Here is a 23,191-nt window from a genome sequence, read left to right as displayed (position 1 = left end):
GCCCGGCGTGCGGGCCGTCGGCTAGTGGCCGCCGGCGTGGGGTGGGACGGTGAAGGCGACCGTCTTGCTGTCGAGGATCTTGTGCGTCGGGTCCGCCAGCCCGATCCACACCTTGTGCGGCCCCGGCGGCAGGCTCTGGAGGATCAGCGGCTCGCCGCTCGCGTCGGCCCAGTGCCACGGCGCGTCGTCCACGGTCACGTGGATGTGGCCGATCCGCGGCGACACGTCGAGCGCGGCGGGTCCGTACACGGGCACGATCCGCAGATTCTCCGCGCGGTAGCGGATCACCACCAGCCCCATGGCGAGCTGGTCGGGCAGGGGACTGTCCACGACCAGCGCCGGCGGCGGCTGGGAGGCGAGCGGCACCACGGGTGCCGGCGACCAGCTGGTCGCGGCCGCGGCGGGCGCCGGCTGGGGTGGTGGGCTCGGGGCAGCGGCGGTCGGGGTGGTGGGCTTTGAACACGCACTCACAAGGCCCACCGCGAGAGCGGCGAGCATGATCGTGATCGCACGCGTTGTGTTCGGAAACGGACGTCGGTTGTGGGGATCATTCACAAGATCAAGTTAGATTCCGGCACCCGCTCACCGCGCCCGTCGGATGACGCTGTGGTTGTACGTCATCGCTGAGCTTTGTTATTCGGCGAGCACGCTGTCGCGGCGGTATTCGCGCGGAGAACGGCCATAAGTACTGCGGAACAAGCGGGAGAAGTGTGCGGCATCCGAGAACCCCCACCGCCGCCCGATGGCGGCGATCGGCACGTGCCGTTGCTGGGGCGCGGTGAGATCGTGTCGGCAGCGTTCCAGCCGCCGTGTGCGGATCCGCGCGGCGACCGACGTGCCTTGGGACTCGAACACCTTCTGAAGGTGGCGAGTGGACACGAAATGCGCGTCCGCGATCAGCTGGGTGGACAGGTCCGGATCGTGCAGGTGTTCGTCGATGAACTTCGTGGCCCCGGCGAGCAGCGCGCGCTGGGACGCGGACGACTCGCCGTCGACGGAACGCTGCATCAGCTGGGCGAAGGCCGCGGTCGTCAGGTCCACGACGGCGTCGCCGAGGTGGTTCGCGGTGAACGTCGTCGCCGGGCCGACGTCCCGCCCCAGCCCCGCCAGCAGGGGCGCGACGAGCGAGAACATGCCCGTGCTGCCGGGAAACCGGACCGCGGTGGCCTCGGCCAGGTCGGCCCGGGGGAGCTGCACCAGCTCACGCGAGAAGATCGCCACCGTCATCCGGAAGTCCTCGGCGAGCGAGATCCGGTACGGTCGCGACGTGTCGTAGATCGCCAGGTCACCCGGCTTCAGGAAGGCCTGGCGGCCGTCCTGTTCGAGCACGCACGTCCCGCCGACCTGCAGCCCGAACTTGTACACGGCGACGTCGTCGGACCGGATCTGCCGGCGCGTGCGCTCGACGAACCCCTCTGAAGCGGACACGGTCGTGAGCAGCACCGAGCCGAGCGTCGTCGACTCGACGGTGCCGGCGAAGGCCGCGGCGTCGTCGGCGCAGCCGGCTTTCAGCGGCACGAGCCGGCAGACCTGGTCGTGCCAGTCCTCGAACTCGAGCGCCGAAGGCGTTGCCGTCGGAGCCCCCATGCGACCTCCTCGCGGGAAACGTGCTGATCACGGCAGCGTAGGGCGCCGAACCGCCCTCCGCCCGCGTCGGCGCCGCACTCTGCGCGCTCCGCCAGACGGGGGTGGCCGACCGGACATCGCGTTCGCAGCCGATCAAGTTCTGTTCGCGATCGGACAAGTCCGGACTGCGTGTCGATGGTTGCCTTCGAGCCGGCAGCAGGCCGGACGATCCGGGGAAGCGTTCTTCGTCCGCCTGCTGGAGCCGGCGAGGCGACGCCGGCCGCCCCCAGCCCGAACGAATCCGATCCGAGAAGGGGCAGCATGCCCGCGAACACCCCGTCACCCACGGCCGAGGACTTCACGACCATGCTCGGCATGGTCACCGGAGGCTTCTTACCCAGATCACCGCGACGTTCGCCGAGCTGAACATCGCCCGGCACCTGGCGGGAGCACCGCGGACGGCCGGCTATGTCGCCGAGCAGGAGAACGCCGACGCGGCCGCCACCTACCGGCTCCTGCGGGCCGGCGTCACGCTCGGCCTGGTCACCCACGCCGCCGGCGAGTTCGTCGCGACGCCGCTGCTGGCGACCCTGCTGCCCCGCGCGCCGAACTCGCTGGGCCACCTCGCCCGCGCGTGGGCCGCGCCCGGGCACTGGCAGCCGTGGGGCGCGTTCACCGAGGTCGTGCGCACCGGATCGTCGCGGGTCGAGTCGGCCCTGGGGTGCAGCATCTTCGAGTACTTCACCAAGAACTCCGAGGAAGGCGCCCTGTTCTCGAAGGCGGTGACCGACCTGTCGACCCCGGTGATCGCCGAGGCCGTGCCGGTGCTCGACGTCAGCGCCACGAAGACCGTGGCCGACCTCGGCGGTGCGAACGGCGCGTTCGTGCTCTCCCTGATGGTGGAGCACCCGCACCTGCTCGGGTCCGTGGTGGAATTGCCACACGCGGTGCCGGACGCACGTTCGGAAGCGGACGTGCGTGGGCTGGCGGACCGGTTTTCCGCGCTGGAGGGCGACTTCTTCGAGGCAGTGCCGGCGGCCGACCTCTACCTGCTCAAGTTCATCCTCCACGACTGGAGCGACGAGGAGAACGTGCGGCTCCTGCGCAACTGCCGCGAGTCGCTCACGCCCGGCGGGCGCCTCGCGATCGTCGAGATCGTGCTGGGCGAGGCCGCCGACCCGGGCATCGGCGCGTTGATGGATCTGAACATGCTGACCATGCTGCCCGGCCGGGAACGGTCGCTGGCCGAGTTCGACGCGCTCCTGAGCGAGGCGGGGTTGCGCCGCACCAAGCTCACGCACCTGCAGGCGCCCTACGCGGTGATCGAAGCACAGGCGGTGTGAGAACTTCACCGGCCGGACGCGATTCCGGCGTCCGGCCTTTGTGCGCGGGCGCGCAAAGGCGGTGCGCAATCGGACAACTCCTGGTCGCCGAGCCGCGAAAAATGTGCGTCAGTGATCCGGCCCTGTTCCGAAGGAAGTCTTCCGATGACCGCAGTTCCGCAGACGTGTCCCTTCGACCTCACCGGGCGGTCCGTCCACGCGGACGCCGACCGGCTTCGGGAGGAAGGGCCGGCCGTGCGAGTGGACCTGTCCGGCGGGATCACCGCGTGGTCGGTCACCCGGTACGACCTCGTGAAGAGCCTGGCCGCCGACGACCGGGTGTCCCGCGACGCGCGGCAGCACTGGCCCGGACTCGCCGAGGTGGCTGCGGACTGGCCGCTGGCCCCGTTCCTGATCGCGCCGACCGTGCTCAACGCGTACGGCGCCGACCACCGGCGGCTGCGCACGATCATGGCGGCCGCGTTCGGGCCGCAGCGGTCGCGGCCGCTGGAGGCGCGCCTGCGTGAGCGCGTCGAGCACCTCCTCGCCGGGCTCGCGGCGGCCGGGGAGGTCGTCGATGTCCGGGCTCAATACGCGTACGTCGTCGCATGCGAGACGTTGAGTGATCTGTTCGGCGTCGCCCCCGCCGCGTGGGCCGAGATGGCCGCCGTCATCGGCCGGCTGCTGACACCGTCGGAAGACCGGGAGGAAGCGGCGGCCGGCGTGGCCGAAGTGATGCGGTTCCTGGGCGCACTGCTCGCGAGCAAACGCGACACTCCCGGCGACGACCTGGCCACCACCCTGGTCGAAGCGGCCGACCTCACCGAAGTGGAACGCGTCCTCGCCCTCGCCGTGACCATCGCCGGCGGTATCCCGTCGACGACCGGCCTGATCACCAACGCGGTCTTCGACCTCGCCACTCACCCGGACCAGCGAGCGTCGGTCCTCAACGGACAGACGCCGTGGCCGGAAGCCCTCGACGAGACGTTGCGCGCCGACGCTCCCGTGCAGCACATGCCGTTGCGCTACGCCGTCGAGGACATCGATCTCGGCGAAGGCGTCCTCATCCGACGCGGCGAGGCCATCCTCCTGGGCTTCGGCGCGGCCGGGCGCGACCCTCGCCGCCACGGCGAAACGCCCGAGGCCTTCGACGTCCACCGCCCGGACAAAGACCACCTCGCCTTCGGCCACGGCGCGCACCGCTGCATCGCCGGGGCGCTCGGCCTCACCGAGGCGGCGGTCGCCGTGTCCGCGCTCTTCGACCGCTTCCCCGGCCTCGAGCTCGCCGAGCCGGGGGAGACGCTGGAACCGTTGCCCACCACCGTGTTCTCCGGCAAGGCGCGGCTGCCGGTGCGGCTGGAACCCTGACGGGTCAGGGAAGCCCGGCGTGGGGCACGTCCACCCGGGCCGCGGCGAGGCGGCCTTCGCGGGCGTTCTTGCGGGCGTTCTCGTCGAAGTCGGGGGCGGTGCACAGGTAGAGGGTGCGGCCGTCGGCGCTGCCGAGCATGCAGGCGAACACCCCGGTGCCCGTGGGGATCTCGTCGGTGATCTCGCCGCCCTCGCGCACGCGGATCACCCGGGCCCCCACGGCGTCGGCGATCCAGAGCGCGCCCTCGGCGTCGAGGCAGCAGCCGTCGGGGCCGACGACCAGCTGCGCGATCGCGGCCGGGAGATCCGCGCCGGTCGGCAGGTCACCGAACTGCGCCCAGATCCGCCGGTTGGCCAAGGACCCGTCGTCGGCGACGTCGAACGCCGTGACGCGGTTGCCGAAGGTCTCGTTGACCAGGAGCACGCCGTCGTCGGTGAGCACGCTTCCGTTGGGGAACCACAGGTCCCGCGCGACGGTGGTGACGGTGCCGTCCGGGTCGGCGCGCAGCAGCGACGCGGATTCGAGCGGCGCGCCGCCCATGAGGTCGAAGCCGAACTCGCCGACGAAGGCGCGGCCGCGGGCGTCGACGACCATGTCGTTGGGGTGGCCCTTGACGTGGCCGGAGAGGTCCGCGTGGGGCACGAGCGTGCCGTCCGGCTCGCGGCGCAGCAGCAGGCGGTCGCGCATCGACACGACCAGGAGCCGGCCGTCGGGCAGCCAGCCGAGGCCCGACGGCTGGTGCGGAACCTCGGCTTCTGTGCGCAGGTCGGTGCCGTCTTCGGCGGCCGAACACACGCGGTAGGTGTAGAAATCGGCGAACCAGATGCGGTTTTCGTGCCAGCGTGGGCACTCCAGGTAGGACAGTCCTTCTAGGACGGTAGTCGTTTCGCGGCTCATGATTCCCCCGTGGACGATGTGGATTCGGGTCAGCCGGCGGCGGCGTCGAGGAAACGCTCGAGCTCGCCCTGGATATCGGGCCCGCATGGCTGGAAAACGATCTCGGTGACGCCGCGCGAGGCGTAGTCGTCGACCTTGCGGCGGACCTCGTCGCGGGTCCCGCTCAGCGTCACCTCGCGCAGCGTGGAGTTGCCGCCGGCCTGCCAGGCGGCGCCGTCGGCTTCGTTGAGGTCGACGCAGTGTCCTGAGTGGATGGTGAGGTGCCGGTGTTCCTCCGGTGTTTTTTCCACCACCTCGAGCCATTCCGCCCCGCCGGGCAATGTGCGCACCGCGTCGGGGCCGCCGAACTCGTAGGCGCCGTGGAAGGACAGCGCCCAGCCCGGGCCGGCGGCCGAGCGTGCGTGGGCGGAGTCGGTGGGTTCACCCTCGTCGAGCACCGTGCCCCATTCGAGGAACGCGACCCAGGGGTGGTCCTTCATGAACTCGGGCGTCTGCAGCGTGGCGAACAGGCCGTCGCCGAGCTCGGTCGCGACCTTGTTGCCCTTGGGGCCGAGCGCGCCGACGAGGATCGGCACGTCGACGGGCCGCGCCGGAGCGTGGCCGTCGGGGTGCAGCATTCGCATCCGCGCGCCTTCCCACTCCACGGTTTCGCCGCGCAGCAGCCCGCGGTACGCGCGGAGGTAGGACTCCATGAACGCCCAGCGCACGGCGCCGTACCCCATCGCGCGACGACCGGAGAAGCCGGTGCCGAACGCGACCGCCACGCGGCCGGGGGCGAGCGCGGCGAGGGTGGCCGTGGCCGCGGCGTTGACCATGGGGTGGCGCAGGCTGGGCACGAGCACGCCCGGGCCGAGGCCGATGCGCTCGGTGCGGTCGGCGGCGAGGGCGAGGGTCATCCACACGTCGGGGCTTTGCTGGGGTGTGTCGTACACCCACGCCCGGTGGTAGCCGAGTCGCTCGGCCAGTGCGATTTGGTCCGGAGAGTCCAGGGCGGTGGGGAACGCGCAGGACACGTCCACGGTGTCCTCCTCCCGATCGACGGCGGATCGCGGCAGAACATCTACCTGGCACACATCTACCTGGGATAATGACTAAGCGCATAGTCATAGTCGCTGGTGGTGTGCGACGATACACACAGCCGTGGGGCGGAGCAAGGGCCCCTTCCGGCGGAAAGGACCCCGATGAGCGCCCAGCGATCCGCGCTCCCCGACCTGGCGGACGACTCGCCCGACCTGTGGGACGCCGGCTTCGGCAAAGCCGCGCGCGGCCTGCTCACCGGTGGCGTGCGTTGCTTCGCCGCCCAGGGTTTCCACGCCACCACGACCAGGGACATCACCGCCGCGGCCGGCCTCTCGCCCGCCGCGCTGTACGTGCACTTCAGCTCCAAGGAGGAAGTGCTCTTCGAGATCACCCGCGCCGGGCACAAAAGTTCACTCGACGTGCTGAACCGCGTCCCGCCCGACGCCGACCCCGCCGCGCACCTGCGCGCCCTCGTCGCCGCCTTCGTCTCGTGGCACGCCCGCCACCACGTCGCCGCGCGCGTCAGCCAGTACGAACTGGGCGCCTTGACGCCCGCGCACTACGACGTGATCGTCGGCCTGCGCCGCCGGTCCACCTCGGTCTTCCACGACGCCCTCACCCACGGCACCACCACCGGCGCCTTCCCCGACGTCGACGCCCACCGGGTCGTGCGCGCGATCCTCTCGCTGGGCGTCGACCTGGTCCGGTGGTACCGGCTGGACGGAGCGGATTCGCCTGAGGAGCTGGGGGAGTACTACGCGGATCTGGCGCTGGGGATGGTGTCGGCGGCCGCTGCGCGCCGGAGCCGCTGACCCGGAGTGGTCCGGACCTGGAGCCCGCGAGCAGCGCCGGGCTCGTGCGGCCACGTGGTGATTACCGGCGCCGAGTGACGCTGATGCCGGCGGGCGTGTGCATTGCCGACGCGGCCGGGGTGTGTCGGGCGCAGCCGTGGGCTCGTGAGGTGGTCCGGACCGAAGAGCCGATTTGCCCGGGCGGCCCGTGATTCCGGCGCCGATCGGGCCGCGGCCCGGTGGCCGCCACCGCCTGGGCGAGAGCGCGGCGGGCCCGCCCTGGCCGCTTCAGAGCGTGACGAACAGCCCCCGACTCGGTGAAACGATCACGCGCCGTGGATGATCACGGGGTGATCACGTTCCGAGGCCCTGGGGGGCACGCGACACCGGCCGGAGTGCTGAAACACCTGTTTGACGAGGCGGCCGCTCGCCGGGGGGTCGTGGTGGCGTTGGTGGCGGGGGCGGTCGTCTTCGTGGCGGGCGTGCTCGCGGTCGTGTGCACGCTGTGGCCGGTGGACCTGGAGGTCTACCGGCTTGGCGCACAGGCGCTGGCGCACGGCCGCGACCTCTACGGCCCGCTGCCGCCGACGCGGTCGGGCATGACGTTGCCGTTCATCTACCCGCCGTTCGCCGCCGTCCTGTTCCTCGTGCCGGCCGCGGTGCCCACGCCGGTGGCCGCCGTCCTGATGCTGGCGATTTCGCTGACCGCACTGGGCGCGACGGTCTACGTCGTCGTGCGGCCGCGCGCCGAAACGCACACCGCGGTGCTGGCCGCGGTCGTGGTCGGGGCGGCGTCGCTGGCGTTCGAGCCGGTGCGCGAGACGCTGTGGTTCGGACAGGTCAACCTCGTGCTCATGGCGCTGGTCGTGATCGACTGCCTGGGGCCGAAAACCCGCCTGCCGCGGGGGGTGCTGGTGGGCCTGGCCGCGGCCGTGAAGATCACGCCCGCCGGATTTCTGCTGTTCTTCTTGCTGAGGAAGGACTTCCGCGCGCTCACCACTGCCCTCGTCACGTTCGTCGCCGCCGGCGCGGTCGGTTTCGTGGCGGCGCCCCAGGCTTCCGCGGCCTATTGGCTCGGCGGCGGGCTGACCGGTGCGTCGGGCATGAGCGGTTCGATCTTCGCCACCAACCAGACCATCCAGGGCGCCGTCCATCGCTTCGGTCTCCCCGCGACGCCCACGCTCGTCCTGGTCGCTGCGGGGACCCTGGCCGCTTTGCTCCTCGCTGCGGCGGCCATGCGCCGGGCCGACGAACCGGTCGCCTTCCTGCTCAACGCCGCGGCGGTCCTCGTGTGCTCACCCATCTCGTGGTCGCACCACTGGGTCTGGATCGTCCCCGCGACGATCGTGCTGGCCGCCCGCGCCACGACCGGCCGCGCGGTGGCCGGCCTGGCGGCCGTGATCGCGATCTTCATCATCGCGCCGCATTCGCTGTTGCCCAACAACGACTTCCGCGAGCTGTCCTGGGGGCCGCTGGACCACGTGATCGGCAATAGCTACCTGTTGCTGGCACTGGGTTTCCTCGTGTGGCAGTTCGTCACGCGTCACCGCCGGGCGCTCACCCCGCCGCTGCTGCAATAAGTACTACCCGGCGAGGCCGATGTACACCTCCGAAGCCTCGTAGACCTTCTTGCCGTCGAGGTCCGCGGACAGCTTCGGCGCGACGAAGTCCCGGGCCCACTGCGCGGTCTGGAACCGCAGCGGCGGGTTGTCCCGGCCGAGCAGGTCGAGGATCTGCGGGCCGACCTCCTCGACCGCCTGCACGCCGCCGGTGTTGCCGATGACCCGGGACAGGAAGTCCCACGGCTCGGGGTACGGGCTGTTCTCCACCGCGTCGTGGGGCCGCAGCTTCTCGAAGCGCCGCGGGGCCATCACGTCGGTGGCCACCGGCCCGGGTTCCACGATGGTGGTCCGCACGCCGTAGCGCGCGACGACCGGAGCGAGCGACTCGACTGCTCCTTCGAGCGCGAACTTCGAAGCCGCGTACGCGTCGTTGTACGGCGCGCCGACCAGCCCGTTTGCGCTGGTCGTGACGATCAGCCGGCCCTTGCTCGCGCGCAGGTGCGGCAGCGCGGCCTTGATGACGGCGAGGTTGCCGAAGAAGTTCGTCTCGAGGACGAAGCGGAAGCCGTCCATCGTGATCTGCTCCGCCGTACCGAGGGCGAAGATGCCGCCGGCTTGCGAGACCACGGCGTCGAGGTGGCCGTGAGTCCGGGCCACGTCGTCGATCAGGGCGTAGACGGCGGGGTGGTCGGTGATCTCGAGGAACCGGATGTCGAGCTCGACCCCGCGGGCCTTCGCCTCCTCGGCGAGTTCGGCCATGCGCTGCTCGTCGCGCCCGGTGGCCACGACCGTGTACCCGGCCGCGGCGGCGTCGAGCGCGATCGTACGGCCCATCCCGGACGTGGTGCCGGTGACGAGGAGAACCTTGCTGGTCATGGAAGCCTCCTGCTGATTGCGCACAGCTTGTGCGTTAATCAGACGCTAGCCTCGCCGCGCTTGTCCTGTCAACGCACACGTCGTGCGTTATGCTGGGTGGGTGACTTCCTTCCAGCGCGCGCGTTCGCCCGAGAGCAAGCGTCAGCGTGCTGAAGCCCTGGTGGACGCGGCGCGCACGCTCGCGCGGGAGCGGGGCGTCGCGTCGGTCACGCTCACGGCGATCGCCGACCAGGTGGGCGTGCACCATTCCGCGATGCGTCGCTACTTCCCCTCGCACAAGCACGTGCTGTTGCGGCTCGCGGCGGACGGCTGGGCGAGCTGGGCGAACGCGGTCGATGAAGAGCTTCGCGGCCGCACGGTCTCGCCGGCGGAGCTGGCGGAGGTGCTCGTCGCGTGCCTGGCCGCCGATCCGTTGCTGTGCGACTTGTTCGCCAACGTCCCGCTGCATCTGGAACACGACGTCGACGTCGACCACGTCGTGGAGTTCAAGCGCGGCAGCCGCCAGGCGATCGACGTCCTGACCGCGGCCATCGGAGCTGCGACGCCTTCCCTTGCCGCCGCGGCGATCGACGTCGTCACCGCGGCCAACGCCCTCGCCGCCACGCTGTGGCAGGTCACCCATCCCGGGGCCGAGCTCGCCGCGGCGTACCGGGCCGACGCGTCGCTGTCGATCATCGGCCCCGGTGACTTCACCCCGACGCTGACCCGGCTGCTGGCCGCGACGTGCGCCGGGCTCGCCGCCGCGCCCCTACGCTGACGGTGCCTGGTGGGCTTCGCGGCGCAGTGCGGCATCTCGCCGCCGCTGCTCACGCGGGACGCGGCGGAGCTCGCCCGGCTGTTCGGCTCCCGCAGTGGCTTCGACGTCGACAAGTTCTCCTTGCGCGCCTGGCATTCCGGGCCGCGCGGTCTCCCGTTGCCCGCGACGAGTGGCGGCCCGCAGCTCGGGTTTCAGGATGTGCGGGACCTACCACCGGGCAACGCGGCCTGAGCGCCGTGCATCAGGAGTTGTGCGTATCCGGACAGCTTTTCGGGAGTTCCCTCACGGGTGATGAGGCCGAGGTAACCGTCGGGGCGGATGAGGGCGAGGCCGTGTTCGCCGGTGCCGTAGAGGTCGGTGAACGAGCCGTCCGGGTCCTGGAGGCCGCCGGGGCCGACGGGTACGACCGTGCCGAGCCCGGCCAGGGCCGCGCGGAATTCGTCGAGGACCGCCGTGTCCCGGACGCTCGTGAGGAGCAGGTGGCCGGGCCGGTGGAGCAGCTCGTCGAGTGAGGTCGGCGTGCCGATTGCGGAGCGCAGGCCGGGCAGGTCGGGCGCGTGGTCGCCCGGGTGCGGGTGCCGCCGTGAGGTCGCGCGGCCGCTGACGATGGGGCTGGCGCGGTAGTGGATGTCGACCTCGGCGATGCCGGAGATCAGCTCCTCGCGCACGGGCGGGAGGTGTCCGACCAGGAACAGCGCGAGGTTGCGCAGCCCGCGTTCGGCGCCGTTGACCGTCATGACGTCGGTCATGCGCGTGGTCTGCTTGACCACGGACGCGCCGACCCGGTGGCGTTCGGCGTGGTAGGAATCGAGCAGCCCAGGATCGGCGCGGCCGGTGGTGACCAGGGCGAGCTTCCACGCGAGGTTGACCGCGTCGTGGATGCCGGTGTTCATGCCCTGACCGCCGGCGGGGCTGTGGATGTGCGCGGCGTCGCCGGCCAGCAGCACGCGGCCGTGCCGGTAGCGGGGCACCTGGCCGTGGTGGATCTCGAAGTACGTGAGCCAGTGGGCGTCCGTCACGCGCCAGGCGCCGCCCGCGCGCTGGTCGACGAGCTGTTGCGTCTCGGCGATCGTCGGGACCGCGCCGGCCGCCGGGCGTCCGACTTCGAACAACAGCCGTGTGCGCCCCTCGGGCATCGGGAACACGCCGCCGATGCCGTCGGGGTGCGCGAACATTCGCACGGTGTCGGGTGAGCGTTCGGACTCGGCGGCGACGTCGGCGAACAAAAAATGTTGACCTTCGAACACACCCTCGATCCGCGTGCCGACGGCCGTGCGGGTGGTGCTGTGCCCGCCGTCGGCGCCCACCACCCAGCCGTAGCGGGACCGGTCGCGCCCGGCCGCGGAGGTGAAGGTGGCCGTGACGCCCGTCGAGTCCTGTTCGAGGCTCTCCAGCGTCACGCCGCGTTCGACCCGCACGCCCAGGCCGGCAGCGTGTTCGGCGAGCAGCGCCTCGGTCCGCGGCTGGGCCAGGTCGAGGATGCGGCCGTAGCGGGTGGCGAGGTGCTCGGTGTCCAGCCGCACGGTGGGCTGCTTCGGGTCTTGGCCGGCGTACATCTCCAGCGCGGTCATCGCGGACGCCTCGCGCTCCATTCGCGCGAGCACGCCCATGGCGGCCAGGTGCTCCTGCGTGCGCGGATGCACGACGACCGCGCGGGACTGCGTGGTGGGCTCGGCCAGCTGCTCGACCACCCGCACGCGCGCGCCCTGGCGCACCAGCTCGGCGGCGGCGGTCAAGCCCACCGGTCCGGCCCCCACGACCAGCACGGTGTCCTGTCCGGACGCGGTCACGGCGCGGGCGTCAGATCGCGGTCATCTGTTTTGGCGAGTGTCATTTTCCCCGTTCCTCTCGGTCTCGCGAAAGGGTTACCCCAGTTCAATCGAGGAGGATTTCATGAGCGTTACAGGGTTGACTCGATCGGACTGAATTTATTCGTCCACAGTGGACTTCGCGGCCGAGTGCGACGGTTCTTGTCGGATCCCCGGCGTAGCCTGCGCTGTCATGGTGTTGACAGCGGAAATACGCGAACAGTTCCTGGCCGAGCCGCACGTCGGCGCGTTGTCGGTGGTCGAACGCCCCGACCGCGCCCCGCTCGTCGTGCCCATCTGGTACCAGTACACCCCTGGCGGTGACCTGTGGATCCGCACGCCCCCGGGCGCGCGCAAAGCCCGCGCGATCAAGGCGGCGGGGCGTTTCACCCTGATGGTGCAACGGATCTCTCCTACCGTTCGGTACGTCTCGGTGGAGGGACCGGTCACCGGTACCGGCCCCAGCGCCGACGAGCAAACGCGGGAAATGGTGTCGCGGTACCTGCCGCCGGAGAAAGTCGCGCCCTTCCTGGACTTCGAGCGCACCCACCTCGGAGAGCACATCGTGATTTCGATGCGTCCGGAACACTGGCTGTCCTCGGATCTGGGGCCGGCCTGATTTCGCGCCGACCGTCGGTAGCGCGGGCGTTTTCCACTATGGTGAACGCGCTCGCGCGAACGACAGGCGGCGGCGGATGACGACGTCGGACAACGACGGACCTACGGATCCCGGCGCTCTCGACGAGGACTCGCCGCGATTCGGTGATCCGGACGCGCCGACGCCACCGTCGGGGATTCCACGTGGCGACGCCCGGTCCATTTCGCTCGGCGGCGTTGGCTTCGATGTCGAACCCCTCAGGCGGGGGAAGCTGACGGTCCACCGTGGCCGGGTGGTCAACAGGGTGTCCAGCCACCAGGTCCAGCTTTCCTTGACGAGGCCCCACCTTTTGGCGGCCGGCGGCGTGGCGGCGGTTGGTTCGCCGGCTGCGGGGGCGCGGGGGCGCGGGGGCGCGGGTAGAGCATGACCGGGATTTTTCAGGGTGCCCTCGGTGGTGCCCGGGCGTTGCTGGTCGGGTGGATCCTGCCAAGCCTGATCAACGTCGTGGTGTTCGGGTTCGCCGTGGCGCCGGGGCCGAGGCGGATCGGGACGTTGAGCGTGGACGCGGGGTGGGCGGCCGTTGTGGGGCTGCCGGCCATGGCCGTGCTCGGGCTGGTGCCGGCGGCACTGCACACGCCGCTCTACCGCGTCCTCGAGGGCTACTTCGCGTGGCCGGGCCGGCTTTTCCGCGCGCGGTGCCGTCGCGCGGCTCGGCAACGCGATCCGGCGGTTCGAGGAGTACGGCCACCACCGCTACGGGCTCGATTCGCAGGTGTTGTGGCACGAGCTCAACGCCGTGGTCTCCGAGCCCGTCCGCGAGCAGGTGGAGGACGGGCGCACGAACGTCGACTTCTTCGTCAGCCTGCTCTGCGGCCACGTGCTCGTCGCGGTGGCCGCTGCCGTCGACCTCAACGCCGGGCGGGCGGACCTGCCGTGGGTGACGGCGGGGGCGCTGGCGGGCCTGCTGGTGCCGGCGGTCGTCTGGTACCGGGTGGCTGTGGTCGCCACGGACGAGTGGGCCGGCGGCGTCCGCGCGATGGTCGACCTCGGCCGCGCGCCGCTCGCCGCCGCGATGGGGTTGACGCTGCCCGTGCGGCTGGCGGACGAACGCGAGATGTGGCGGGCGACCGGCGACTTCGTCGGCAAGGGGCCGACCGACGCGCTCGACCCGTACCGGGCTATGCCGCAGTAGCCTCGCGCCGGTCGCGCAGCACGGCCAGGAGGATCGCGGCCAGGCCGAGGAGTGCCACGAGGGCATTGGCGGTGGTGAGCACGACGGCCTGCCACCTCACCGGCGGGTGCGTGTCGAACAGGTGGAAGAAGAAGTGCGGCACGGCGAAGAGCGAGAACGCCGCCGCGGCGGGCACGACGTAGTGCGTCTTCGGTTTGACCAGCGCGATGCCGAGCACCAGCGCGATGGCCAGCGTCGCGCCGCCGAAGTCGCGGGCGAAGTGTTCGCTGAACGGTGGGTTCAGGTCCACCGTGGGAAACGTGGTGTAGAAGCTTTCGGGAAACAGCTGGTTCCAGCCGCCGACGACCACTTCGTCGAGGAACGGGATCACCAGGGCGGCCCGGATGGCGAGGGTGTTCATCGGAGTCCTTTCAGGACAGTCGGTTCGCGACGCGGCGCAGGTACTCGGCGAACGTGCGCTCGCCCCGGGCGTAGTCTTCGCGCGGGAGCAGCGCGCCGCCGGTCATGGCCTTGCCGACCGCGCCCGGCAGGCGCACCGGCAGCACGATCTTGCGGGATCCGCGGGCCTTGACCAGCCGGCGGGCCATGTCGGCCATCTGGAGCTGCTCGGGTCCGGCGAGCGGCCGCACGTAGCCGCCCGGCTCCTGCCCGACCCGCGCGGCCAGCGCGCTCGCGACCTCGTCCGCCGAGACCGGCTGGGACAGTTCCTGGGGCACCACCACGAACGGCCCGCGGGCACCGTCCACAAGGGGCTCCGGGAACTCGTGGAACTGCGTGGCCCGCAGGATCGTCCACGGCAGCGGGCCGTTGCGCACGAGCTCCTCCTGCTTGCGCTTGCCGAAGTAGTAGCCGAGGTCGACGTCGTCCACGCCGACGATCGAGAGCGTGATCACGTGCCGCGCCCCGGCCGTCGCGGCGGCGTCCAGGAGGTTGCTCGTGGCGGCAGCGAAGAACCCGACCGCGGGCTTCCTGCGCACGGACATGACGTTGGTGACGTCGACGACCTCTTCGCAGCCGTCGAGCTGTCCGCCGAGCCCGGCGCCGGTCGTCAGGTCGACGCCACGCGAACGCGCCAGCACCACCGGCTTGTGCCCGGCGGCGGTCAGCTTCCGCACCACCAGCGCGCCGATCAGCCCGGTCCCGCCGGCGACAGCCACTCGCATCGGTCTTGCCTCATTTCGTCTCGGGTGTCGATCACTGCCCAGACCGCGCAGGTCCGGCGAACGTGACAGGCCGGTGTGTGATCCACACCTCCGGATTCCGTGAACCGGTCCAACGGGGCCGGGGCGAAGTGGACTACCGGTCCGGCGTGGGTGCGGGTTGACTGGATCTCGCCGAGTTGTCCACACGAGATCGTTTGAGAGGGAAAGATGCGGATCTTCCTCGCCGGTGCGTCCGGCGTTGTCGGGCGCCGGGTGGTGCCGGCGCTGCTCGGGGAGGGCCACGAGGTGGTGGGCCTGGCGCGCGGCGCCGGGTCGGCCGACCGGATCACCGCGCTCGGCGCGACGGCCGTGCTCGGCGACGTGTACAACGCGCCCGCGCTGGCCGAGATCGTCCGCGCCGCCGCGCCGGACGTCGTGATGCACCAGCTGACGGACCTCGGCTCGGGCGATCGCACCGCGAACGCCCAGGTGCGCACGGTCGGCACTCGCAACCTCGTCGACGCGGCGAAGGCCGCCGGGGTGCGGCGGATCGTCGCGCAGAGCATCTCGTGGGCCTACGAGCCCGGCGCCGCGCCCGCGACGGAAGACACGCCGCTCGACCTGGCCGGCGCCCCCGACCGGCTCGGCTCGGTGTCGGGCGTCGCCAGCCTGGAGACCGCGGTGTCGGAATTGCCCGAATGGGTGGTCCTGCGCTACGGCACCCTCTACGGCCCGGACACCTGGTACACCGCCGGCGGCCTCATGGCCCAGCTCGCCGCGGCCGGCACCCTCGCCGCCACCGCCGACGTCACCAGCTTCCTCCACATCGACGACGCCGCCTCGGCCGCACTCGCCGCCCTCACCTGGCCCACCGGCCCGGTCAACGTCTGCGACGACGAGCCCGCGGCGGGCTACGAGTGGGTCCCGGCGTTCTGCGCTTCCGTCGGGGCGCCGCCTCCCGCTCGGACCGACGGTGAGCGCACGCCGTGGGCTCGGGGAGCGGACAACACGCACGCTCGGAAGGACCTGGGTTGGCTGCCGAGCCGGCCTTCGTGGCGGGAAGGGTTCAAGCTGGGCTGACCGCGGCCTCAGCGCACTGCGCGGCTCGGTTGGCTCGGCTCTGGCGTGGAGCAAGGCGCACTGGCGTGGCATGGAGTTCCGGTGGCCGTGAGCTGGCGTGCCCGGAGGGCTGCATCCGGGGCCGGGGCAGCGCAGGGTACGGCCTGGTTCGGTCGGCTCCGGCTGGGATAAGGGTCCCACGGCGTGGCGTGACGGCCCGGCGGCTGTGGATCGGCGTGCCCGGAGGGCTGCACCCTGGGCCGGGGTTGGCGGGGTAGCGCAGGGCGTGGCCTAGTTCGCTCGGCTCCGGCTGGGAGCACGGTCCGCAGGCGTGGCCTGACGGCCCGGTGGCAAGGGCAGTGCGGGACCGCGGCCGGAAGGCTCCGAGCTGGGCCGACGGCTGCGGCTGCGCATCTGTGTGGTCCGGTGCCCGGCGGCACCGGCCGCGGGCGAGGCTGGGCGTGAGTTGTCAGGCCGAATGCCCAAGCCGACCGAATGCCCAAGCCGGCAACAGCCGGGTCACCAAGCGGCGATCTCCGCGCCCTCCAGCAGTTGCGCCAGCGTGTCCAGCGCAGGGTGCCACGAGTGTTGCGGTGGGGTGGCGTAGCCGAGGACCAGGCCGGCGCGGTCGTCGCTGCCGTGCCAGTAGCCCGAGGTGTGCAGGCCCATCAGGCGGAGGCCCGCGTGGAGGCCGGCGTCGACGAGGCGCTTTTCCTCGTGGCGCGACGCCAGGGGGAGCAGGGCGTGGAGGCCGGCGGGGACGCCGTCGAGGGGGACGTCGGTGAGGGTGGCGAGGCGGGTGGCCAGCTCGGCGCGCCGCTTCTGGTAGGTCTGGCGGGCGCGACGGACGTGGCGGTCGTAGTCGCCGCGCTGGAGCAGGTCGGCGAGGGCGAGCTGGTCGGGGGCACCGACGGACGCGCCGGTGACGGCGAGCGCGTCGAGCACGGGGATGCGCAGCCGCGGCGGCAGCACGAGCCAGCCGAGGCGCAGGCCGGGTGCCAGGGACTTGCTGGTGCTGCCCGCGAAGACCACGCGCGACGGGTCCAGCGCCTGCAGCGCGCCCACGGGCTGTTTGTCGTAGCGGAACTCGCCGTCGTAGTCGTCCTCGATGACGAAGCCGTCGCGGGCGCGGGCCCAGTCGAGGAAGGCCGTGCGCAGGTCGGGGCTCAGCACGACGCCGCGCGGGTGCTGGTGCGCGGGCGTGAGCAGGACCGCGCGGACGTCCGGGTCCAGAACAGCGGGATCCGCGCCCTCCGGACCCACAGGCAGCGGTGCGGTCGCGAGACCCGCGCCGTGGATGAGGCGCCGGTGGTGGACGAGGCCGGGGTCCTCCGTGCCGATCACGGACATCCCCGACTCCCGCAGCGCCCGCGCCAGCAAGGCGAGGCCGTGGGTGAAGCCGCTCGTGATCACGACCGCCTCGGCCTCGGCGCGAACGCCCCGCGTCCGCGACACATAGGTGGCCACCGCTTCGCGCAGAAGACGCGAGCCGGCCGGGTCGCCGTAGTCCAAACTGGACGGTCCCGCCGCCGCCAGCGTGCGTTTCACGCTGGCCGACCACAACGTGTGCGGGAACAGGCTCAGATCCGGCCGTCCGGGCCGCAGGTCGAGCAGGCGCGGCTCGACCTCCGACATCGCTTTCGCCACGGGGAGCCGGGTTTCGGCGACGCGGGTGCCCGATCCGGTCGTGCTCACCAGCCAGCCCTCGGCCACGAGCTGCGCGTAGGCCTCCACGACGGTGCCGCGCGCGATCCCCAGATCGTCGGCCAGGCTGCGGGTGCCGGGCAGGCGCGTGCCGGCCGGCAGCCGCCCGGACGTCACGGCCTCGCGCAGCGCGGCCTCGATCGAGCGCGCCCGCGGTTCGCCGCCGGCCTCGAGGTGCAGGTCGATCCCGAGCGAGCTCACCCCGCGACCGCCGCGGCCAGCCGGGCGAGCTTCGCCGGGTTCACGACGAAGCAGACCTGGTCGATGCCCAGCGGCGATGCGTCCACCCAGCACGCCGCCAGCGGTTCGCCGGCGCGGGAGACGAGGACCACGTGCTGCCCGTTCGCCGCCACGACGGAAGTGTCGACCTGCTGCCCGTGGATCCCGACCGTTCGCACCAGGTACTGCGCCACGCGATCGCGGCCGGAGATCGGTTTGCGCGCTGCCGTGACGACGCCGCCACCGTCCGAGTAGGCCACGGCGTGCTCGGCCAGCAGGCTCTGCAGGCCTTCGAGATCACCCCGCTGCGCGGCTGCCAGAAACGCTTGCAGCAACCGGTCGCGCTCGGCCGGGCTCACGCGCGCGCCGCGTTCGCGGGTCACGTGGCCCCGAGCCCGGTGGCCCAGCTGGCGCGCGTGCTGCTCGTTGATGTCGAGGAACCCGGCGATGTCGCGATACGGGTAGTCGAAGGCCTCCTTGAGCACGTACACCGCGCGCTCCTGCGGCGTCAGCCGTTCGAGCAGCACCAGCACGGCGAGCTCGAGTGCCTCGCTGCGCTCCACTGTGACGTCGGTGCCGTCGGCGGTCGGGATCGGCTCGGGCAGCCACGGGCCGACGTAGAGCTCGCGGCGCGCGCGGGCCGAGGTCGCGGCGGTCAGCGCCAGGCGGCTCGCGGCGGTGACGAGGAAGGCCTCGGCGTTGCGCACCGCATCGCGATCCGTGCCCTGCCAGCGGATCCACGTGTCCTGCACCACGTCTTCCGCGTCGGCCGCCGTGCCCAGCAGCCGGTAGGCGATGCCGAACAGGCGCGGGCGCATGGCTTCGAACGCCGCCACCGCGTCGGTCAGTCCGCCACCGGCCACTTCGGTCACTTCGCCGCTCCTCGTGCGCTACAGGGAATTCCGATGGTGGCAGGTGCGCTCCCGTGCCCGCAACCGGAACCTTGACTTCCAGGGTCCAGATTGTCTAGGGTGACGGCCGTGCGGATGAACCAGGGTGTCGAGTGGTCCGTCCATGTCCTGCTGTCGCTCGCGTGGCTCGACGACGACGAACCGGTGTCCACCGCGTCCCTCGCGGCCAGCTACGAGCTTCCCGTGGCGTACCTGAACAAGCAGCTGCAGGCGCTCGTACGCGCGGGGCTGCTGCGTTCGCTCCCGGGCGCGCGCGGCGGGTTCGTGCTCGCGCGCCGGCCCGAGGACATCACGCTGATGGACGTGGTCGCCGCCATCGAGGGCCGGGACCACGCGTTCCAGTGCACCGAGATCCGGCAGCACGGGATGGGCCAGGAGGCGCCGCAGAGCGCGTTCCGCCGCAAGTGCGCGGTCGACTCGGCCATGCAGCACGCGGAGCTCCAGTGGCGCAAAGCCCTGGCGGTCAAGACGATCGCCGACATCCGGGCCGAAGCCGACAGTCACGCTCCTTCAGCCGCGCGGCTGGCTCGCAAGGCCTACGGCCGCAGCTGACGAGAACGGCCTGCCGCCTCCGTGTCGGAGACAGCAGGCCGGACAGACCTTCAGGCCGAGCGACGGGCCTTCGGATGACGCAGGTGGTCGCGCTCGCGGATCTCGTCCTCGTCGAGGAACGTGAGCATCGGCACGTCGGGCGCGCAGACCATGCAGACCACGAACTTGCTCGCGATGTCCTCGCGCAGGTTGCCGGCCTGGTAGTGCACGACCTCGCCGCCGGGCTCCCAGAACGCCTCCCCGGCCTTGATCGGGTAGGGCTCCTCGCCTTCGAGCTCGAAGAGGATCTCGCCTTCGAGCACGTAGCCGAACACGGGACCGGAATGCCGGTGCGGGCCGCTGCCCGGGTCGCCCGGCGGGATCGAAACGGTGCCGACCATGAAGTGCGAGCCCTCGGGGACGAATGGCGGCGTGCGGGTGAGCAGGTTGTCGTAGGTGCTGCCTGAGCCGGGTGAAAGAATCATACGGCCAGGCTAGGTCCGCGCCCGCGCGTGTGACCGGTCCAATCGAGGGCCGATTTCCTGTACCAGTTGGCAAAAGGTCCCCGGCAGGCACACTGTCGCGATCGGACGGTGGTCACCCGAGACCACCGTCCGATCGCGACAGTCAGAACGGCCAGTCGGCGTTGCGCCCGGCCTCCAGCAGCGGGATCATCCGGAAGGCCTGGTCGGTCAGGCCGCCGAACGTGTGCCGGTTGCGGCCGCCGCTGGGAGCGTGGCCACGCTCGTACCCGGCGAGGTTCCACGTGTACAGCGGGGTGGCCGCCGGCACGGACTGCCCGACGTCGCCGTGCGCGGCCTGCTCGTCGGTGATGATCACGACGCGGTCGTGGCCGCGCTCGTGCTTCCCCACGGCGAGGTGCGTGTCGGTGCCGTTGCCGAGAAAGTACCCGTCGGCGGTCCAGCGGTCCACCGACTTCAGCAGCGATTCCCGCTGCCGCAGCTGGAACTCGCGGGTGTCGCCGGAGAACGACACGACGTCGGCCTTCTCGCACCGCTGCCCGAGCGCGAGCCCGAACACCGCGGCCGCGTCCCACCGCTTCAGCGTGCCGTCCTTCGAGAACCGCGAGGTCATCGACCACGAGGTGTCCACCAGGATCAATGTGCGGCCCGGCAGCACCGGGACATTGGCGAGCGAGTGCGTGATCGCCTGTTCCAGCGCCCACGCCCACCGCAGCGACGGCGCCGCCCGGTAGGCCGAGAGGAACCGCATCGGCAGCTGCCGCGACCGCGCGACCTGCTCCGGTTCGGCGAGCCGCGTGGCGACGGCTTGCGCCACCTCGTCGGAAACCCCGGCCTGGTCGAAGTTGCGCAGGTTGCGCAGCAGCCCCATGTAACCCATCGACGGGATCATCGACTCCCACGCGGCCGCGGTCAGCGGCCCCTGGAGCCACCCGGCGAGCGACTCCCACGTCATCCCGGCGCGGCGCAGCGCCTCGGGCGCCGTGACGGACTCGACCAGCTCGCGCCGGCGCTCGATCGGCCAGGCCATCAGCTCCCGGTGCGCGCCGAGAGTCCGCAGCGCAGCGGGGATCTCACGGTCGGTGTGGAAGCGGACGTCGAGGACGTGCTCGAACAGCGCGTCCTGCCAGTCGACACGCGGGCCGGGGTGCGTCAGCCCGAGGACGTCGGCGAACCGGAACCCGCGCGCGTCGGAGTCCCACTTGAGGTAGGAGCTCTCGGTGTAGAGGCGCTGGGCGGCGTCGGCCACACCGCGCTTCACCGGCTTGGGCAGGGTGCGGCCGTGGACGCTCGTCCAGTAGGCCAGCAGCTCACCCGGCTCGTCCGCCCGCTGCAGCACGCTGTTCACGACCTGGCGCGAGAGGCCTTCGAGGCCGGCTTCCCGACGCGCCGCGGCGAACTCGGCCGCGCCGACGAGCGCCGCGGTGCGCAGGTTCGCCTCCCGGCGCAGCCACGCGAGGAAGCGCACCGTCCACTCGGGATCGGCCAGCGTCGCGGCGCGCACGAGTTCGGCGTAGCGGGTGTCGCGCTGCCCGGCGCTCTCGTAGAACGTGTGCTCGCCGACCAGGTTGGTCACGGCGAGCAGGAACAGCTCGCTCTTGGCATCGCGCGCGTAGCCGGTCCCGCCTTCGTACGTGCGCCCGCTCGCGACGGCCTCGCTGGAGATCGGCGAGCGGGCCGCCCGCAGTGCGCCGAGGATGTTGAACTTGGCCATGGGTCGACCCCCTCTGTTTTGTGTGTTCGGTCGTGGGAGGGAGCAACAGTTTCAGGTGTGCCCGAGAAAAAGTCGGCCACGGTACGTTTAGCTGCTCTGCCGGATTGAGCTACACCCCGATGGGTCGGGGTGACGGGATTCGAACCCGCAACCTGCCCGTTGATAGCGGAAGTAACCGTCACCTGCGCACCGGGCACACCTGAAATTGTTGCTCCCGAAGAAGCTTTCGGTTCGGTTCGGGTGTGCCCGAGAAAGATCGGCGACGGTGTACAGGAATCGAACCTGTGGGCACCAGTTGAAGTAACCGTTGCCTGCGCACCGGGCACACTCGAACCTTGACGGTTACTCTAGCCGCGCGGATCCCGTGGTGTCGCGGGGTTTTTCCGCAGCGGGTTCAGAGTTCGATGACGAGCCGCGAGATCAGCCCGTTGGCGAGCGTGAAGCGGAAGTGCAGGTCGACCTGACCGCCGGGGAAGTCGCCTTCCAGGTGGTGCGTGGCGACGTAGTGTTCGTCGTCGACGCGCTCGGTGGCGATGAGCGTGCTGGTGTAGGTGTATTCGCTCGCGGCGCCCTCGAGCCAGGCGCGGATTTCGGCGGGGCCGTGGTAGGTGTGGCCGTCGTCGGCGACGGTGGCGTCGGGCGTGAGGAGCGGCAGCGCACGGTCGGCGTCGCGGGTTTCGTGCGCAGCGAGGTAGCCGGTGACGGTCTGGGGCAGCGCGGTGGTCATGTGGGGCTCTCCTGGGTTCGACTCGGGATGACGACCCCACCGTCGGCCCTCTCCCGGGGAGAGAGTCAAACCCGAGTTGACCCTCTCCCCGGGAGAGGGTGCACAGTGGCCCCATGCGGTCAGGTCTGACGATCGGCGAGTTCGCCCAGCTCACGCGCTTGAGCGTGCGCACGCTGCGCCGCTATCACGAGGCGGGGCTGCTGGCGCCCGCGTCGGTCGACGACGCCACGGGCTACCGCTACTACGCGCGCGAGCAGATCCCGAACGCCCAAGTGATCCACCGGCTGCGCGAGCTCGACGTGCCGCTCGCCGAGGTGAAGCACATTCTGGCCACGAGTGACCCGCGAACGCGCGCCGACCTCATCGCCGGCCACCTGCAACGGCTGGAGGACCGGCTGGACCGCACGCGCGCGGCGGTCACGTCGTTGCGGCAGCTGCTGAAGCCGGACGTCGAGGAGCTCGCCGTCGAGCTGCGCTCGGTGCCCGCCCGGACCGTCGCGGCGATCGAGGCCACAGTGGACCTCGACGACGTGCTGGAGTGGTACGACGCGGCGATGTCCGAACTGGACGCCGCCGTGGCCGGACGCGAAGGCTTCGCGCCGCCGGGTGGGCTGTACGACAACGAGCTGTTCACCGCCGGGCGCGGTACGGCCCTGGTCTACCGGCCGGTTTCCGACGCACCGGCTGTCGGTCGCGTTGTGCCGCACACACTTCCGGCGACGGACCTCGCCGTGACAGTGCACGTCGGTGAGCACGACGACATCGACGTCACCTACGGCCGGCTGGGCAATTGGGTGGTGGCGCACGCGCTCGCCGTGGCCGGCCCCGTGCACGAGACTTACTTGTGCGGCCCGCGTGACGACCCGGATCCGCGGTCGTGGCGCACGGAGATCGGCTGGCCGGTGTTCCGCGTTTCGCCGGCCTGAGAACACGCGTGTAGCGTC

The 23,191-nt window shown here is 71.5% G+C and carries 24 protein-coding genes; 11 read left to right on the top strand and 13 right to left on the bottom strand.

The window, feature by feature from the left end; genetic code table 11:
- Window positions 1–21: 21 nt before the first annotated feature.
- Both AB0H62_RS07385 and AB0H62_RS07380 read right to left on the bottom strand, forming a co-directional pair.
- Window positions 22–498, bottom strand: coding sequence for a DUF6130 family protein (locus AB0H62_RS07385; RefSeq protein ID WP_220242566.1), 477 nt, complete (start codon window positions 496–498; stop codon window positions 22–24).
- A gap of 135 nt (window positions 499–633) precedes the next feature.
- Window positions 634–1,587 carry a helix-turn-helix domain-containing protein gene (locus tag AB0H62_RS07380; RefSeq protein WP_220242565.1) on the bottom strand — a complete coding sequence of 318 codons (954 nt, stop codon included), beginning with the start codon at window positions 1,585–1,587 and terminating at the stop codon, window positions 634–636.
- Between the two features lie 101 nt (window positions 1,588–1,688).
- Here AB0H62_RS07380 and AB0H62_RS07375 point away from each other — a divergent pair, with 101 nt between their 5' ends.
- Window positions 1,689–2,909 (top strand): methyltransferase, encoded by a 1,221-nt coding sequence (locus AB0H62_RS07375; RefSeq protein WP_360584752.1) that lies wholly within the window; start codon window positions 1,689–1,691, stop codon window positions 2,907–2,909.
- A gap of 144 nt (window positions 2,910–3,053) precedes the next feature.
- A complete protein-coding gene (locus AB0H62_RS07370; RefSeq protein ID WP_220242563.1) occupies window positions 3,054–4,256 on the top strand; it encodes a cytochrome P450 in 1,203 nt (400 codons plus the stop codon).
- A gap of 4 nt (window positions 4,257–4,260) precedes the next feature.
- On the opposite strand, the gene AB0H62_RS07365 is transcribed toward AB0H62_RS07370, so the two are convergent.
- Together AB0H62_RS07365 and AB0H62_RS07360 are read right to left on the bottom strand one after the other, a co-directional pair.
- Complete coding sequence (locus AB0H62_RS07365; protein ID WP_220242562.1) at window positions 4,261–5,154, bottom strand: SMP-30/gluconolactonase/LRE family protein; 894 nt, start codon at window positions 5,152–5,154, stop codon at window positions 4,261–4,263.
- Window positions 5,155–5,183: 29 nt separating this feature from the next.
- Window positions 5,184–6,173: an LLM class flavin-dependent oxidoreductase gene (locus AB0H62_RS07360; RefSeq protein WP_220242561.1), complete on the bottom strand. Its 990-nt coding sequence runs from the start codon at window positions 6,171–6,173 to the stop codon at window positions 5,184–5,186.
- A 162-nt stretch (window positions 6,174–6,335) separates the two neighbouring features.
- On the opposite strand from AB0H62_RS07360, the gene AB0H62_RS07355 reads away from it, so the two are divergent.
- Both AB0H62_RS07355 and AB0H62_RS07350 read left to right on the top strand, forming a co-directional pair.
- Window positions 6,336–6,986, top strand: a complete 651-nt coding sequence (locus AB0H62_RS07355; RefSeq protein WP_220242560.1) for a TetR/AcrR family transcriptional regulator — start codon at window positions 6,336–6,338, stop codon at window positions 6,984–6,986.
- A 374-nt stretch (window positions 6,987–7,360) separates the two neighbouring features.
- The gene (locus tag AB0H62_RS07350; RefSeq protein WP_255638240.1) at window positions 7,361–8,545 is read left to right on the top strand and encodes a glycosyltransferase 87 family protein; all 1,185 of its coding nucleotides are present in this window, start codon (window positions 7,361–7,363) and stop codon (window positions 8,543–8,545) included.
- 3 nt (window positions 8,546–8,548) lie between these two features.
- On the opposite strand, the gene AB0H62_RS07345 is transcribed toward AB0H62_RS07350, so the two are convergent.
- Complete coding sequence (locus AB0H62_RS07345) at window positions 8,549–9,403, bottom strand: SDR family NAD(P)-dependent oxidoreductase (RefSeq protein WP_360584749.1); 855 nt, start codon at window positions 9,401–9,403, stop codon at window positions 8,549–8,551.
- A gap of 100 nt (window positions 9,404–9,503) precedes the next feature.
- Here AB0H62_RS07345 and AB0H62_RS07340 point away from each other — a divergent pair, with 100 nt between their 5' ends.
- Together AB0H62_RS07340 and AB0H62_RS07335 are read left to right on the top strand one after the other, a co-directional pair.
- A complete protein-coding gene (locus AB0H62_RS07340; protein WP_360584747.1) occupies window positions 9,504–10,160 on the top strand; it encodes a TetR family transcriptional regulator in 657 nt (218 codons plus the stop codon).
- A 9-nt stretch (window positions 10,161–10,169) separates the two neighbouring features.
- A complete protein-coding gene (locus tag AB0H62_RS07335; RefSeq protein ID WP_360584745.1) occupies window positions 10,170–10,391 on the top strand; it encodes a hypothetical protein in 222 nt (73 codons plus the stop codon).
- Here AB0H62_RS07335 and AB0H62_RS07330 read toward each other — a convergent pair.
- Window positions 10,352–11,950, bottom strand: a complete 1,599-nt coding sequence (locus AB0H62_RS07330) for an FAD-dependent monooxygenase (RefSeq protein WP_360584743.1) — start codon at window positions 11,948–11,950, stop codon at window positions 10,352–10,354. The two genes, AB0H62_RS07335 and AB0H62_RS07330, sit on opposite strands and share 40 nt — an antisense overlap.
- Before the next feature lie 211 nt (window positions 11,951–12,161).
- Between AB0H62_RS07330 and AB0H62_RS07325 the strand changes: the two genes are divergently transcribed.
- Entirely contained in the window at window positions 12,162–12,587 is a 426-nt protein-coding gene (locus AB0H62_RS07325; RefSeq protein ID WP_360584741.1) for a pyridoxamine 5'-phosphate oxidase family protein, read from the top strand.
- 751 nt (window positions 12,588–13,338) lie between these two features.
- Window positions 13,339–13,758 carry a hypothetical protein gene (locus AB0H62_RS07320; RefSeq protein WP_360584739.1) on the top strand — a complete coding sequence of 140 codons (420 nt, stop codon included), beginning with the start codon at window positions 13,339–13,341 and terminating at the stop codon, window positions 13,756–13,758.
- On the opposite strand, the gene AB0H62_RS07315 is transcribed toward AB0H62_RS07320, so the two are convergent.
- Complete coding sequence (locus tag AB0H62_RS07315; RefSeq protein ID WP_354868910.1) at window positions 13,745–14,158, bottom strand: hypothetical protein; 414 nt, start codon at window positions 14,156–14,158, stop codon at window positions 13,745–13,747. The genes AB0H62_RS07320 and AB0H62_RS07315 overlap by 14 nt on opposite strands.
- 10 nt (window positions 14,159–14,168) lie before the next feature.
- On the bottom strand, window positions 14,169–14,921 hold the full coding sequence (locus AB0H62_RS07310) for an NAD(P)H-binding protein (protein WP_360584737.1): 753 nt from the start codon (window positions 14,919–14,921) through the stop codon (window positions 14,169–14,171).
- 207 nt (window positions 14,922–15,128) lie between these two features.
- Between AB0H62_RS07310 and AB0H62_RS07305 the strand changes: the two genes are divergently transcribed.
- Window positions 15,129–15,980, top strand: coding sequence for an NAD(P)-dependent oxidoreductase (locus tag AB0H62_RS07305; RefSeq protein WP_360584735.1), 852 nt, complete (start codon window positions 15,129–15,131; stop codon window positions 15,978–15,980).
- Between the two features lie 498 nt (window positions 15,981–16,478).
- On the opposite strand, the gene AB0H62_RS07300 is transcribed toward AB0H62_RS07305, so the two are convergent.
- Both AB0H62_RS07300 and AB0H62_RS07295 read right to left on the bottom strand, forming a co-directional pair.
- Window positions 16,479–17,864 (bottom strand): PLP-dependent aminotransferase family protein, encoded by a 1,386-nt coding sequence (locus tag AB0H62_RS07300; protein ID WP_360584733.1) that lies wholly within the window; start codon window positions 17,862–17,864, stop codon window positions 16,479–16,481.
- Window positions 17,861–18,754: a sigma factor gene (locus AB0H62_RS07295; protein ID WP_360584731.1), complete on the bottom strand. Its 894-nt coding sequence runs from the start codon at window positions 18,752–18,754 to the stop codon at window positions 17,861–17,863. Before AB0H62_RS07295 ends, AB0H62_RS07300 begins: the two co-directional genes overlap by 4 nt.
- Before the next feature lie 114 nt (window positions 18,755–18,868).
- Between AB0H62_RS07295 and AB0H62_RS07290 the strand changes: the two genes are divergently transcribed.
- On the top strand, window positions 18,869–19,345 hold the full coding sequence (locus tag AB0H62_RS07290) for an Rrf2 family transcriptional regulator (RefSeq protein WP_354869303.1): 477 nt from the start codon (window positions 18,869–18,871) through the stop codon (window positions 19,343–19,345).
- Between the two features lie 50 nt (window positions 19,346–19,395).
- Here the strand turns inward: AB0H62_RS07290 and AB0H62_RS07285 are convergent, their stop codons facing one another.
- The 3 genes from AB0H62_RS07285 to AB0H62_RS07275 all read right to left on the bottom strand — a co-directional run bounded on the left by AB0H62_RS07285 (window position 19,396) and on the right by AB0H62_RS07275 (window position 22,247).
- Window positions 19,396–19,809, bottom strand: coding sequence for a cupin domain-containing protein (locus AB0H62_RS07285; RefSeq protein WP_220242549.1), 414 nt, complete (start codon window positions 19,807–19,809; stop codon window positions 19,396–19,398).
- 142 nt (window positions 19,810–19,951) lie between these two features.
- A complete protein-coding gene (locus AB0H62_RS07280) occupies window positions 19,952–21,520 on the bottom strand; it encodes a TROVE domain-containing protein (RefSeq protein ID WP_360584728.1) in 1,569 nt (522 codons plus the stop codon).
- A 394-nt stretch (window positions 21,521–21,914) separates the two neighbouring features.
- A complete protein-coding gene (locus AB0H62_RS07275) occupies window positions 21,915–22,247 on the bottom strand; it encodes a nuclear transport factor 2 family protein (RefSeq protein WP_360584726.1) in 333 nt (110 codons plus the stop codon).
- Window positions 22,248–22,360: 113 nt separating this feature from the next.
- Between AB0H62_RS07275 and AB0H62_RS07270 the strand changes: the two genes are divergently transcribed.
- The gene (locus AB0H62_RS07270) at window positions 22,361–23,173 is read left to right on the top strand and encodes a MerR family transcriptional regulator (protein ID WP_360584724.1); all 813 of its coding nucleotides are present in this window, start codon (window positions 22,361–22,363) and stop codon (window positions 23,171–23,173) included.
- Window positions 23,174–23,191 lie beyond the last annotated feature (18 nt).

Origin of the sequence: Amycolatopsis sp. NPDC050768, assembly GCF_040654155.1 — a bacterium.
In the GTDB taxonomy this organism is placed as follows: Bacteria; Actinomycetota; Actinomycetes; order Mycobacteriales; family Pseudonocardiaceae; genus Amycolatopsis.
This window is presented reverse-complemented; position numbering and strand designations above follow the sequence as displayed.